General features: G+C 64.7%; 9 protein-coding genes and 1 pseudogene. All 10 read left to right on the forward strand.

Annotation, left to right across the window (positions count from 1 at the left end; all coding sequences use genetic code 11):
- Positions 1 to 14: 14 nt before the first annotated feature.
- The 10 genes and pseudogenes from RSPPHO_RS06460 (at position 15) to RSPPHO_RS17665 (ending at position 14173) form a co-directional block, all read left to right on the forward strand.
- Complete coding sequence (locus tag RSPPHO_RS06460) at positions 15 to 782, forward strand: amino acid ABC transporter permease (RefSeq protein WP_242390585.1); 768 nt, start codon at positions 15 to 17, stop codon at positions 780 to 782.
- Positions 783 to 795: 13 nt separating this feature from the next.
- Positions 796 to 1557 (forward strand): amino acid ABC transporter ATP-binding protein, encoded by a 762-nt coding sequence (locus RSPPHO_RS06465; protein ID WP_014414461.1) that lies wholly within the window; start codon positions 796 to 798, stop codon positions 1555 to 1557.
- 206 nt (positions 1558 to 1763) lie between these two features.
- A pseudogene (locus tag RSPPHO_RS06470) lies at positions 1764 to 2685 on the forward strand (sulfite exporter TauE/SafE family protein).
- Positions 2686 to 2710: 25 nt separating this feature from the next.
- Entirely contained in the window at positions 2711 to 4537 is a 1827-nt protein-coding gene (locus RSPPHO_RS06475) for an autotransporter assembly complex protein TamA (RefSeq protein WP_157879114.1), read from the forward strand.
- A complete protein-coding gene (locus tag RSPPHO_RS06480) occupies positions 4537 to 6216 on the forward strand; it encodes a translocation/assembly module TamB domain-containing protein (RefSeq protein ID WP_014414464.1) in 1680 nt (559 codons plus the stop codon). The genes RSPPHO_RS06475 and RSPPHO_RS06480 overlap by 1 nt, the downstream gene beginning before the upstream one ends.
- Positions 6173 to 7231 carry a translocation/assembly module TamB domain-containing protein gene (locus tag RSPPHO_RS19745; RefSeq protein WP_157879115.1) on the forward strand — a complete coding sequence of 353 codons (1059 nt, stop codon included), beginning with the start codon at positions 6173 to 6175 and terminating at the stop codon, positions 7229 to 7231. The genes RSPPHO_RS06480 and RSPPHO_RS19745 overlap by 44 nt, the downstream gene beginning before the upstream one ends.
- Positions 7177 to 8883, forward strand: a complete 1707-nt coding sequence (locus RSPPHO_RS06490) for a translocation/assembly module TamB domain-containing protein (protein ID WP_041794662.1) — start codon at positions 7177 to 7179, stop codon at positions 8881 to 8883. Before RSPPHO_RS19745 ends, RSPPHO_RS06490 begins: the two co-directional genes overlap by 55 nt.
- A 199-nt stretch (positions 8884 to 9082) precedes the next feature.
- Positions 9083 to 9526 carry a PAS domain-containing protein gene (locus RSPPHO_RS06495; protein ID WP_014414467.1) on the forward strand — a complete coding sequence of 148 codons (444 nt, stop codon included), beginning with the start codon at positions 9083 to 9085 and terminating at the stop codon, positions 9524 to 9526.
- Positions 9526 to 11976 (forward strand): DNA translocase FtsK, encoded by a 2451-nt coding sequence (locus RSPPHO_RS06500; protein ID WP_041794663.1) that lies wholly within the window; start codon positions 9526 to 9528, stop codon positions 11974 to 11976. Before RSPPHO_RS06495 ends, RSPPHO_RS06500 begins: the two co-directional genes overlap by 1 nt.
- 583 nt (positions 11977 to 12559) lie before the next feature.
- Positions 12560 to 14173: a sensor histidine kinase gene (locus RSPPHO_RS17665; RefSeq protein WP_162138087.1), complete on the forward strand. Its 1614-nt coding sequence runs from the start codon at positions 12560 to 12562 to the stop codon at positions 14171 to 14173.
- The last annotated feature ends 16 nt before the right edge of the window (positions 14174 to 14189 follow it).

Genomic DNA, 14189 nt, shown 5'->3' on the forward strand with positions numbered 1-14189 from the left:
GAGGGTGGGAAACGGTGCGCATATCGTTCAAGACACGGGTATGGGGCGTTTGGGGCGTCCTGGCCTTCACGTTCCTATTGTTCGTTTCCAACTTCGATCTCAAAGTCTCTCTGATCGTTGAGAAACTGCCGTTTCTGCTCGGGCTCAAACTGACGCCCAACGGCTTTCTCCAGGGGGTGCCACTCACCCTATTTTTGTGCGCCATGGCTATGGTGTTCTCAACCATCTTGGGCTTTGTTTCGGCCCTTGGGCGCTTGTCGAACAGCGCGGTGGCGTTTGGTCTGGCAACTTTTTACACCTCGTTTTTCCGTGGGACGCCACTTCTGGTCCAAATTCTTTTGATTTATTTGGGGCTGCCGCAGTTAGGGCCGGTGCCGACTGCCATTCCCTCGGGCATTGCTGCCCTCTCGTTGTGCTATGGCGCCTATATCAGCGAAATTTTTCGCGCCGGCATCCAGTCGGTCCCGCAAAGCCAGCGCGAGGCGGCCATCGCGCTTGGTCTGCCGGGCTGGCTGGTCATGTACAAGGTGGTTTTGCCCCAGGCGTTCAAGCTGATTATTCCCCCGCTAGGTGCTCAGTTCATCTCGATGCTCAAGGATTCGTCCCTGGTTTCGGTGATGGGGCTTTGGGAAATCATGTTCTTGTCCCAGAGCTATGGGCGGTCTACCTATCGCTATATGGAAATGTTGCTGACGGCGGCCGTTCTTTATTGGGTGCTCTCGATCATCTTCGAGACCGTCCAGGCACGCATCGAGTCCCGCTTCTCCCACACCCGTCCCTGACCGGAGCCTCCCCATGAGTGACCCGACCTCCCCGCCCAAGGGGGAGATGATCCACCTGGAAAACGTGAGCAAAGCCTTCGGCGACCATCAGGTTCTGCGCGATATTTCCCTGGTCGTTCATCAGGGGGAAAAGGTGGTTTTGTGTGGTCCTTCAGGCTCGGGCAAGTCAACGCTCATCCGCTGCATTAACCGCCTCGTCCCCCACGACAGCGGGCGCATCCTGGTCGAGGGCGTCGAGCTGTCGGACAACGTCAAGCGTCTGGAACTGATTCGCCGCGAGGTCGGCATGGTGTTCCAGGGCTTCAACCTCTTTCCGCACATGACCATCTTGGAAAACTGCACCCTGGCCCCCCTCTGGTTGCGCAAGCTGCCCCGAGCCGAGGCCGAGGCGCTGGCCTTGTCCTTGCTGGCGCGGGTGCATATTCCCGATCAGGCGCACAAATACCCGGGCCAGCTTTCCGGGGGGCAACAACAGCGAGCAGCCATCGCTCGGGCCTTGTGCATGCGGCCGCGCATCATGCTCTTTGACGAGCCAACCTCGGCGCTTGATCCCGAGATGGTCAGCGAGGTGCTGGATGTCATGGAGGAGTTGGCGGCCGAGGGGATGACCATGATCTGCGTGACCCACGAGATGGGGTTCGCGCGACGGGTCGCTGACCGGGTGGTGTTCATGGATAAGGGGGAGATTGTCGAGATCGCCCCGCCCGAGCCGTTCTTTACTGCTCCGCAAAATGAGCGGACCAAGCAGTTTTTGCGGCAGATTTTGAGTCATTAAGAGGAAGGCTGGGGAGGCGCGGCCTCCCCAGACCCCTCGTTCTGTTCAGGCCCTTCGAGCGAGGCTGTGCTCCAAGGAGCCGAGGGGTCTGGGGAGGCCGCGCCTCCCCAGCCTTCCCTTAATAATGCCCTCAGGCAAGCCGTAAGGGTTGCCTCTCTTCCCCAAAAACGCTCTTATCAAAGGGAGCCTGGAGCGGGGAAAGCGGCATGCAAGTTTATCTGCCCATTGCTGAAATGTCAGTTAATGCCTTTCTCATTCTCGGCATGGGAGGCGTGGTTGGCTATCGTCTCGGGGCTGTTTGGGGTCGGGGGCGGCTTTCTGCTGACCCCCTTGCTCATCCTCTATGGCGTTCCTCCCGCGGTTGCTGTGGGCACGCAGGCCAACCAGATCGTCGCCTCCTCAATGGCCGGGGTCCTGGCCCACATGCGACGCGGCAATGTGGACATCAAAATGGGCCTTGTCCTGCTGGCCGGGGGGCTGGTCGGCTCGGTCATTGGCGTTTGGCTCTTCTCCCTTTTGCGCCGCCTGGGCCACATTGATCTGGCGATCTCGTTGTCCTACGTCGTTTTCCTGGGCATCGTTGGTGGCCTTATGTTCCTGGAAAGCGCCCTGACCCTGGTGCGTCGGCGCAAAGGCTCGACCAGCTCGGTGGCGCGCGGCCCCGGTCGGCACACCTGGATGCACGGCCTACCCTTTAAAATGCGCTTTCGCCACTCCAAGCTCTACATCAGCGCTTTGCTGCCCTTGGGCATTGGCATGCTCGTGGGCATCCTGGCCGCGGTCATGGGGGTGGGGGGGGGCTTTGTGATGGTGCCTGCCATGATCTACCTCCTGGGGATGCCGACCCAGGTTGTGGTGGGAACCAGCTTGTTCCAGATCATTTTTGTAGCGGCGTGCACCGCCATCTTGCAGGCCGCCTTTAACCAGACCGTGGATGTCTTTCTGGCCTTGCTGTTGCTGGCCGGGGCGGTCGTGGGCGCCCGGGCCGGGGCGCGGGCCGGGGCGCGGCTGCGCGGCGAACAGTTGCGCGTTTTGCTGGCTTTGGTCGTTTTACTCGTGTGTGGCAAGCTGGCTTACGACCTCATGGCCCCGCCGGGAGATGTGTTCTCCCTGGGGATTGTTCCCTGACGTCTGGCGGGAGAGGAGGACGATCATGCGCTCTAGACCTCCGCCTCACCTCGGGTTGCTTCTTAGTATTATTGTCGTTCTAGCCGGGGCGGTTCGGGCCGATGAGCCTCCCGAAGAGGCCTTGGTGTATGGCGTTTCTCTAGATGTGAATAGTGAGGATAACTCTCTCAAGCCTTATCTTGAAAGGGTTTCTCGCTTGGTGTCTCTCCGGGACGATCCGCCGTTTAGTGGGGCTGGTCTGCGCCGTCGGATGGAGGCCGACCTGGAGCTTTTCCACAAGGCCCTGCGCTCCCGTGGATATTATGCCGCCGCAACGAAAGGAGCTGTGGAAACGGGGGATAAGCCGGCGAAGGTGGAAATTCAGGTTGAAGCGGGCCCTCTCTATACCCTTGAAGCGGTGAACATTGAGGAGATCACCCCCGAAATATCCACCGACTCTCCCTCTTTGTGGCCAGCCGAGCGAGCGGCCCAGGCGGCGGGGCTGGCTCTGGGAAGCCCGGCGCTGGCCGACGATGTTCTGAAGGGTGAGGGGACGGTGGCCCTGGGGCGTCAGCGCGAGGGCTATCCCCTGGCCCGGGTCACAGACCGGGTCGTGGTGGTGGATCACAGCCGTAAGACCATGAAAGTGACCTACAAGCTGGAGAGCGGCTCCCGGGCGACCTTTGGGTCGCTGCGGGTCACGGGACTGGCCGAGGTCAAGGAGAGCTATGTGCTGGCGATGCGACCGTGGCAGGAGGGCGAGCTCTACGATGAGCGCCAGCTTCGCGAGTTTCGCCGCCGCCTCTCGGAGACCCGGCTGTTCGCCACCCTCGATCTCGCTCCCGACACGGCGGTAGACGAGAGCGGTCGCGTGCCTATTGTGTTGGTCGTCACCGAGGGCCCACCACGCACGATCTCGGGCGGGCTGTCCTATGGCACCGATCAGGGGCCGGGGGCCACGGGGCGCTGGGAACACCGCAATTTCCTGGGGGGCGGTGAGACCTTGCGCGTCGAGGCGGTGGGGGCCCTCACGCAACAGGCCCTCACCGGGCAGTTTCGCAAACCTTATTTTCTCGACCCCCGGCAAACCCTGACCGGCACCGCCCGTCTTGCCCGCGAGGACCAGGAGGCCTACACCGGGTACACTAACGAAGTGGGCGTTGGGATCGAGCGCCAACTGAGTGACGCGTGGCGAGTCACTGGCGGCGTGGTCTTGGACTATGACCGCCTGACCTGGCCCGACGACGACAACGATACCTTGCACGATCAGAGTTTGGTGGGGCTCCCGTTTCAGGTGGTGCGCGACACCTCAAACTCGCCGCTGGACCCCACGACCGGGACGCGCGCGGCTCTCGGTCTCACCCCTCTCGCCGGGTTGGTTTCCGAGACGACCACCGCCTTCCTGGTCGCCGATCTGACGGGCTCGGTGTATCAGGCCATCTGGGAGGATCGGGTCGTGCTGGCCGGGCGGGCCCGGCTCAGTTCCCTTCTGGGGGCCGATCTTGGACACGTGCCCCCCAACCGCCGCCTCTATGCCGGGGGCGGCGGCTCGGTGCGGGGCTTCGGACATCAGCGCATTGGCCCCTTGGCCTCTGACGGCGATCCTTTGGGCGGGCGCTCCGCCGCGGAGATCGGCGCCGAACTGCGGATACGGATCACGGAGAGTATTGGCCTTGTCCCGTTTCTGGAGGGCGGAACCGTGGGCACCGACCCTTGGCCCACGGTGAGCGAATCCGTGCGCTGGGGCGCGGGGCTGGGCGTGCGCTATCACACCGGCTTTGGTCCTATCCGTGCCGACATCGGCGTGCCCCTCAACCCGCGTAAGGATGACGATTCCTTCCAAGTGTATATCAGTCTGGGGCAAGCGTTCTGATGACCGAGACCCATCCCGATCCAGTCCTTTCCCCCCGCCGTGGACTCTGGCGCCGTGTCGTGGGCTGGGCGGTGGCTGGGGTGGTGGGGCTGCTCTTGGCTCTGGCCGGCGCGGGCGGGGCGTTTCTCGAGACGCAGGCCGGGCGTGACTGGCTCAAGGCCACGGTTGAGGCGGCCCTGGCCGATCCCCAGGGAGTGCGCCTCACCGTGGGGAGCGTGGAGGGGTCGGTATTCTCCAGCCTTACGGTTCACGACCTGCGTTTGGCCGATCCGCAGGGGGTCTGGTTGGCGGCAGAGCAGGTTCGGCTTTCCTGGTCACCGAGCGCACTTGGGCGGGGCCTGCTGCGGGTCGAAGCCCTGACGGCCCGGGATCTCACCTTTGAGCGCCTTCCGATCCTTCCCCCCGACCCGACGCCCTCAGACGACGAGGGATTTTTTAAACTGCGTTGGTTGACCCGGGTGCGGGTTGGCGCGCTGGACGTTCGCGACCTGACGTTGGGCGAGGCGCTTGTGGGGCAACGGACCCAGCTTCGGATCACGGGGGACAGCCGGCCCGGCCCGGACGAGCGGCTCCACGTCCGCCTTGATCTGGCGCGGACCGACGCCATCCCGGGGAGCCTGTCCCTGGAAGCCGCCCTGGGACCCAGCCCCGCGCCCTTGCGGCTGCACCTTGCCGCCGCCGAACCGGCCGGGGGGGTGGTGGCGCGCCTGCTGAACCTGCCCGGGCTGCCCCCTCTTGACCTTCGAGTGGACGGCGAGGGGCCGTTGACCGGGTGGGAGGGCTTTATCAAGGCCGACGCCGGTGCGTTGGTTCAGGCGTCTGGTCGGATGACCGCCGCCGTGGACTCGGAGGGGACCGGCCGGCTGTCCCTGGGGCTGGGGGTCCTTCCGGGACCTGCTGCCCCTGCCTTGTGGCAGGCCGCGGTCGGAGAGCGCCTTGAGGTCGTTCTTGGCGCGGAGCGCGACAGCCAAGGGCGAGTGACCTTGACGCCCTCGGCGGTGACGGGGGCGGGCTGGCAGGCCCATCTCGAGGGCTGGCTGGAAGACGATCGCTTTGCCGCCAAGCTTGGGCTGGAAGCCACAAGCCCCCCGCTTGTTGCGGCCTTGCTTCCGGGGGCGTCCCTGGCGGCCCTTCACCTGCGCGCCGAGGCAGAGGGGCGCCTCAGCCAGCCAAAGGGAGAGGTGACCCTCTCGACAGGGGCGATACGCGTGACAGAGGGGGTGGGCGCCGAGGCCTGGGCGCTGCGCGTCACCGCGACCCCTGCGGATGCCCATCGTCTGGTGTTGGCCCTGGAAGCCACCCCGACCGGTCTGGTTCTCCCAGGACAGGGGAGGATGCTGGGGGCCGCGCCGGTTTTGCAAGCCAGAGGCCTCTGGGATCCGCAGACCCACGTCCTGACGCTCACGCAGGCTGTGCTCACGGGCGACGCCACCACCCTCGAGGCCAACCTCACCGTGTTCCCCCAGACCGGGCGTCTGGCCGAGGGCCGTCTGGTGCTGGATCTGCCCGATCTCGCCCGGCTGGATGGGGGACTGACGGGGCAAGCACGGTTGACGGTGGAGCCTCGCGACCTGTCGGGGCGGGCGGGCACCGTGGAGGTCCGGCTGGAGGGGTATCATCTCGGGGGGGGTGCCGGTGCTGGGGCCGGCTCCGGTCCTGACGGCACGTCTGCACCGTGAGGACGAGGCTCTCCGGGTTGAGGACCTGCGCCTCGTGACCGACCAGGGGCTGGAGGGAAGCGGGGAGGGGCGGTGGGGTCCCGAGGGGCTCGACGCTCGCCTCGCCTTGACCCTGGACGCCCTGACCCGTCTCGATGCCGGGATCAGCGGGGGACCGGTGAGTGTCACTCTTGAAGCGCACGGACCGCTCGCCGATCCCGCCTTGCGGCTGGAAGCCCGGGTGCCGCGCCTTGACGGGGCCGGCCCCGCGTGGCGCGACGTGGTGGCGACCTTGAACGCCCGCGGCATGGACGCTCCCCAGGGCGATCTGACCGTGGGCGGGCGGGTTGGCTCCGTGCCGCTGCGGGCCAGTTTGCCGTTTCGCCTGGAGACTGGCTCTAAGGTCCTGACCCTGGAGGGTCTGCGGCTGGAGGCGGGGCGGGCGCGGGGGGAGGGCAAGGCCCGGATCGACGGGACCACGCTGGCCGCCTCCACCGCTACCCTCACCTTTGATGTTCCTGATCTGGCCGCCCTGGGGCCCCTGGGACTCCCAGCTCTGGGCGGAGCGCTGACGGGACGGGTGGCCTACGATGGCCGGACCCTGAGCCTGGACGCCCGCTCGCCCGCTCTGAGCAGCGGATCGGCGCGATTGGGAGCCTTGGTGCTCAAAGGCCGGATCGACACTCCCCTGACCCGTCCGGTTGTGGCCCTGGAGGCCAGCCTAACCGGAGGGGCGGCCGGGCCGGCGACGTGGCGCCATATGGGGATCGGGGTGAAAGGCCCCCTGGAGACCCCAGCGGTTCAGGCCTCTCTCGAGGGCGGAGTGCTCCAGACCCCACAGGGATCGGCTCCGCTCGGGGCCGCCCTCAGCCTGCGGCCGGGCAAGGGCGGAACGCTGCGCTTGGAGACCCTGGAGGCCCGGGCCGGTCGGCATCGCCTGAGCCTGATCGCTCCGGCCACGATCAAGCCGGGGGCGGGGGCGTGCGGTTTGTCGATCCCCTGGCGGTTGGCCTGGACCGGGGCCGCCTCGAGGTGAGTGGGGCCTTGTTGGGGCGGCGCGGCGATCGCCTGCGGCTCACGCTTCAGGCCTTTCCCCTCGACCTTGTCTCCCTGGTGGCGCCCGGGCTGGGACTGGAAGGGCAGGTGGATGGCACCTTGGAGGGAGGCGGCTCCCTGGCCCGTCCCCTTGGTACGGCCACGCTGGTGGGGCGCGCGCTGCGGGCCGGGGCTCTGGAAGGGCACACGCTCCAGGCCCGCCTGAGCGCCACCCTCGACAAAACCCTGAGTGCCGACCTCAGTTTGGAGGGCTTGTCGCCCACCCCCTTGCAGGCTTCCGTGACCTTAACGCCAGGGGCTGGTCTTCGCTTTCCCCCGAGCACCCCGATCGCCGGAAGCTTGCGCTGGTCGGGAGACCTCCGTGCTCTTTGGGACCTGACCCCCTGGGTGGACCACCGCCCGGCGGGCGCCACCACCCTTGATCTCCAGCTTGCCGGCACCCTGGGCGCCCCGGGAGTTACGGGGCAGGTCACGCTGGAGCGCGGCCGCTATGAGAACCTGCTCACCGGCACCGTGGTGGAGAACGTGAGCCTTGATCTCGACGCCGATGCCTCCCGAACCGTGCGTTTTACCCTGGCGGGTACGGATGGCGGCCCCGGATCCCTGAAGGCCAACGGGACCTTCTCCTTCAGTGATCTCGCCCACCCCGTGGGCACGGCGGCGCTGGAAGCCACCCGGGCGACCTTGGTGCGGCGCGATGACGTGACCGCCAGCCTGGACGCCGTGTTGGCCCTGGCCCTGGGGCCGCAGGGGGGACACCTGACGGGCGAGATAACAACGCAAAAGGTCGCCGTGCGCTTGATCGACACCTTGGGGGCTGGAGTGCCGGAGCTGGAGGTGCTTGAAATCGGCGGCCCCGGGGGACCGCTGACCCTGGACGATGCCCTGGCCGCGCAGACGGCGGCGGGGCCGGTTCGAGCCGCTCCCTTGGATCTTGATGTCCGCGTGACCTTGCCGAACCGGGTGTATGTCACGGGAAAGGGCATCGATACCGAATGGAAAGGGGCGCTGCATATCACAGGAACCCCAGATCAACCCGTTGTTGTCGGTGCCATTGAAAACCTGAGAGGGCAGGTCGAGTTGCTGGGGCGCAATTTTTCCTTGCGTCAGAGCGCGTTGCGCTTTGATGGCGGGCGGCGGCTTGATCCGAACTTGGACATCCGGGCCACCAACACCGCTGGTAAGATCACCGCGGTAGCCCGCATCACCGGGCCGGTGTCCTCGCCCCAGGTCAGCTTTTCTTCCGAGCCCAGTCTGCCCCAAGACGAGGTGATCGCCCATATCCTGTTTGGCAAAAGCTCGGGCCAGCTCTCGGTCATTGAGGCGGTCCAGTTGGCGCGGGCCGTGGGGGAGGTGGGGGGGCTGGCCACCGGAGGCAGCTTCATGGACACCGTGCGGGGCATCACCGGCCTTGACGTTCTCAAGCTAGGCGAGAGCGAGGGAGGAGCCACGACCGTTCAGGCCGGAGCCTATTTGCGGGAGAATGTCTACATCGGCGTCGTCCAGGGGATGAGCCTGGGGGACAGCGCCGTCGAGGTTCAGGTTGATCTGACCCCGTCCCTCAGTCTTGAAACCAAGGCCGGCGCGTCGGGGGCGGGCAGTGCCGGCCTGCTCTGGAAACGGGATTACTAGGGAGCCAAGTCGGGCTATCATGCCCGCAGGCATCGCCTCGTTCGAAGAACCGAAGGGAACGAGGGGTCTGGGGAGCCTGCCCTTCAACGTTCACCCGATCGCCCTGTCCATGCCCCGAGGCAGCCCTTGCATTCGCCGTCACATTCCAGGATAACCACATGTCATTGAACGCCAATAGCACCTTTGGTCGGGGGGAGTCATGAGCGCGAACAATCTGGCCCTGATGTTGCGGCATCCGGACCTGAAGCGCCTCTACCAGAAGTGGCTGGAGTTGTGCGACAAAGGCGAAGTTCCCATGGCCGTCGATGTCGATCCGGCGGACCTGCGACCCTGGTTATCCCACATGGTGGTGATCAAGGTCGAAGGGGAGGGCCGCTTCGTTTATGGATATTACAGCGCCGAGTACGCCGAGATATTCGACGGCGATCGCGTGGGCCAGTCCATCGACGCCCTACCCCGCGAACAGCGCGACATCCTCAAGCGGGAATACGAACAAGTGCGCCTGGAGCAGATGCCTGTGGCGCGCGTCTATACTGGCGTGTTCGACGGAGAAGAGCAGACCTGGGAGCGTCTCGTCTTGCCTTTCCTGTCCCACGACGGTGACGTGGAGAAAATGATGGTTGCAGCTTACAGGGTGTCGTGATGACCACTCGCTCGGTTCCCAACGGCCCGGCGCCGGCTTCCTCGACCCCCGCGCGCGGCACGGGTGCGGAGGAATTCAACCTTTGGTGTGCTCTTAACGACCGCCCCTTTGCCCTGCGTCTGTCGGAATGGCCGGAGGACGGCCCCCCTGAGTGGTTTATTGAAGCCGATCGCGGCCGGCCCCAGGCCGCCGTCATCTGGGGAACCGGCACGGGCGACGAGGAAGCCGCCACCGCCATCGCCTATGCCTTCGTCGCCGGGATCGAATGGGCTGAGGCCGAACGCGCTGCCTTGGAGCGCGACCCCGACGCGGGCGGGGAGGGGGACGACGACGATACCGGTCACTGGATCGACACCCACGAGTTCGACCACTTGCCCCAGCCCGTGCGGGTTGGCGCCCCGCCGCTGGCCACCAAGATCGGCGGAGGCCCGGTGAGCGGCCAGACCACCGCGCCTGCCCTGGACGGGGACCTGACCATCCCCGAGAAAGAGGACGACAGCGACGAAGACGGGCAGGGGGGCGGGCGCGAGCACCTGATCGCCAGCTTCCTGGCCGGTCGCGATGCCCCCCCCCTCGAAGAAGTCCCCCAGGCGGACCCAGAGGCCGCCTCCAGAGATCTTCTCGACGAAGCGCTTGATGAAGGGGGACCGGACGACGGCGTTTTGACTCCCTTGGATGACGATAGCGATGGTGCGCTGGAGGAAGGCCACGACAACCGGCCCGAGCTCACCCCCTTAGCCGACGCCGCTCCCTCCTCGGCCGACAGCGGCGAGCCCGATGGCGACCGCGCGAGTCCCCCCACCGAACCGGTCTGGGATCAGGGGACCGGCGCACCCGGGGCGGGCGATGCTGTTGTTGTGGACGAGGAGGCCGACGCACAGGAAGAGAGTCTCGGCACGCTGCCTCCCACCACCCTTCTTTTCCTGCCCGATCAACAACCGCAAGAAGAGAGCGACGAGAACGAGCTGGCCGAGCGCGCGGCCAAGCTGGAAACGGTGCTGCGGAACTTCCGGGTCCGGGGCGAGATCATGGAAGTGCGTCCGGGCCCGTGCGTGACCTTGTTCGAACTGGAACCCGTCCCCGGGACCAAATCCTCGACCATCATTAATCTGGCCGACGACATCGCCCGCTCCATGAGCGCGGTCACCTGCCGTATCGCCTTGGTCCCCGGCCGCAGCGTCATCGGGATCGAACTGCCCAACGAGAGCCGCGAAACCGTTTATCTGCGCGAGATCTTGGATTCGGAAGCCTGGACTCAGTCCCGGGCCCGCTTGCCCATGGCCCTGGGCAAGGATATCGGCGGCGAGCCCGTGGTGGTCGATCTGGCCCGCATGCCCCACCTGCTGATCGCCGGCACCACCGGCTCGGGCAAGTCGGTGGGCATCAATGGCATGATCTTGTCCATGCTCTACCACCTTCAGCCCGATCAGTGCCGCCTGATCATGATTGACCCCAAGATGTTGGAGTTGTCGGTTTACGACGACATTCCCCACCTGCTCACCCCGGTGGTGACCGACCCCAACAAGGCGGTGTCGGCCCTTAAGTGGGTGGTGCGGGAAATGGAAAACCGCTACCGGGCCATGGCGCTCCTCGGCGTGCGCAATCTTGATGGCTATAACGCTCGGGTAATCGACATCAACGCCCGGGGCGAGCAGGTGACTAGCCGCGTGCAGGTCGGCTACGACAAGGAACGCCGCGAGCCGATTTTCGAAGATCGCATCGTTCGCCTGGAGCCGTTGCCCTGCATCGTCGTCGTGGTCGATGAAATGGCCGACTTAATGCTGGTCGCCGGCAAGGAGATTGAGACGCTGATCCAGCGCTTGGCCCAGATGGCGCGGGCGGCCGGGATTCATCTGATCATGGCGACCCAGCGGCCCAGCGTGGATGTCATTACCGGCACGATCAAAGCCAACTTCCCGACCCGCATCAGCTTCCAGGTGACCAGCAAGATCGACAGCCGCACCATCTTGGGTGAGTCCGGTGCCGAGCAACTGCTAGGGCAGGGCGATATGCTGTTCATGCGAGCTGGGGGACGCATCAGCCGCGTCCACGGCGCCTTTGTCTCGGACAAGGAGGTCGAGGCCGTCGTGGCGCACCTGCGTCACCTGGGATCACCCGATTACGTGTACTCGGTCACCGAGGATGAAGACGACGACTATATCCCCAGCACTCAGGGTGGCAGCGGCGGGGGCGGTCTTGAGGACTCCTTCTCCGACGACGGCGAGGAGGGAGACCTGTATAGCCAAGCCCTGGCGGTCATTCTCCGCGAGGACAAGGTCTCGGTCAGCTTTGTGCAGCGGCATCTGCAAATCGGCTATAACCGCGCCGCCCGCCTTGTCGAGCGGATGGAAAACGAAGGGGTGGTCAGCCCCCCCAATCACGTGGGCAAACGCGAGATCCTGGTCTCGGCCCGTCAGTTCTTCGCCAACCGCGATCGCGACAACGGGTAAGTAGAAGGCGATGAGGGGGCTGGGGAGGCTTGCCTCCCCAGCCTTTCTTTTTAACTGCCATTGCAGCCAATCCCCGCAGATACGCCTACGATGGCAGACAGAATCTCCCCCTTCGTCGCGAAAAACTGCCATGGCAGTAGACGTCCCTAAAAGCGGCCATCTCCCCTAAAAAAACAACCATCGCAGATGCGCCTTTGGTCACCGCCTTTCGCCCTTACCTATTTTGTCGCCCTCTATTCATAATATACATTATGCGACAATCAAAAATCCCATATCCCATGGCTCTCTTGCCGAGCCAGCCTGGGAGACGTATCTATATCCTCAAGAGGAAGGGTCCGGCCCCATCGCCCAATGCCGTCAGGCCGGGACATCAGGGATTGGTTCGCAGAGAGGCCGGAGCGTCCTTGCGATGGTGGTCAGTGTCGTTTATCTGGATGAACACTCGCGGATGAGAGAGGGAAGCGCCCCCCTCCCCTCTTGGGTGACCTGGACCCCCGCTGAGGTGATCCAAGAGGCGCCGGGTGCCCTCCGCTATCCCGACTTTGCCCGCGACCTGCACACGGCCCAAACGGACAGGCGCCCGGTGGATCGCTACGTCCCTGGGCCGGGCGGACTGGTCCATGTGGTCCTCTCGCCCTTACCGCCACCTTGGGGCGGTGCCTGCGTGACGTTTCTCGAGGGCAGTGTCCCGGCAATGGAAGCCCAGCGGCTGTCCTCGTATATCGACGCCATTCCCGAAAACCTCGTGATCTTGGACCGCGAAGGGACAATTCGCCACGTCAACAAGGGCTGGGTGGAGTTTGGCTCGGCCAACGGAGCCCCGGTGGACCTGGACTGGCGCGGGGTCAATTATCTGGAGGTTTGTCAGGCTGTTAAAGGGCCAGAGCGCGATGACGTTGATGAGGTCACCCATGGCCTGAAAGAGGTTTTGACCGGTCGCCGTGATTTTTTTCAATGGGAATATCCGTGCCATTCCCCGACGGAACAACGTTGGTTTCTGATGGAAGCGACGCCCATTCGAGAAAGTGCCTGRGGAGGCGTGGCGGTCAGCCACCTCAACATCACCGCACGGGTTCTGGCGGAAACCAAGGCACGCCTTGCGGACGCGATCTTAGATACCAGCGCCGAAGCGATCATGGTGACGACGCCCGATGAGACGATCATTCGGGTCAACCCGGCTTTTACCACCGTTACGGGGTATGCCGCGGAAGAGGTTCTCGGCCAGACGCCACGGCTTTTGGCCTCGGGGCACCATGATGCGGCTTTTTATCAGGCGATGTGGCAAAGCTTGCGGGAAACGGGATCTTGGCGGGGAGAGATCTGGAACCAGCGGAAATCCGGCGAAGTCTATCCAGAATTGGTCACCATCAATGCGGTGCGTGATGCGGCTGGTCAGACCACTCATTACGTTTGCCTGTTTTCCGACATCACAACCCTCAAGACCAATGAGGCCCAGCTGCGGGCCATTAATATTGAACTAGAGCAGTTTGCGTATGCGGTCTCCCATGATCTGCGCCAACCCTTGCGCATGATCACCTCCTACCTCCAGCTTCTCTTGAGGCGCATGGGGGCCGATTTGAGCCCGGACGCCCTGGATTTCATCGGAGAGGCGGTGCGCGGCGCCCAGCGGATGGATCAGCTGATCGCCGATCTTTTAGACTATGCCTGTGTCGGGCGTGATTCCGGCGACAGCACGGCGGTTTCTCTCGCTGCGGTGCTGGAGCGCGTTTTGCGTACCTTGGCCCCGGCTATCGAGGAAACCAAGGCGCGGATTGAGATCTCCCCTGCCCTACCCGTGGTTCGCGGAACCGAGTCGGATTTGGAGCGGGTTTTTGAGAACCTGATCGGCAACGCCCTTAAATATCGCGATCCCGAGCGTCCCTTGGAGATTCGGATCGAGGCCTCGGGCGACGCGGGGCAGGCGTCGATCCAGGTTCGCGACAACGGTATCGGTCTTGAAGCCGGCGAGGAAGAGGCGGTGTTTGGCATGTTCCGGCGCTTGCGCTCGGGGATGGCGCGGGCCGGCGGGACCGGGATTGGCTTGGCGATCTGCAAGAAACTGATTGAACACCATGGTGGCAGCATTCGGGCCCAAGCGGTAGGAGGGGGGCCAGGATGCACGTTCCAGGTCACCTTGCCTCTCGTGCCGAAGGCGCGAGAGCGGCGGCGGCGGTTGGGAGCGCGCAAGGTGTCGTAGATTAAAGGAAGTCTCT

Source organism: Pararhodospirillum photometricum DSM 122 (genome assembly GCF_000284415.1).
Lineage (GTDB): Bacteria > Pseudomonadota > Alphaproteobacteria > Rhodospirillales > Rhodospirillaceae > Pararhodospirillum > Pararhodospirillum photometricum.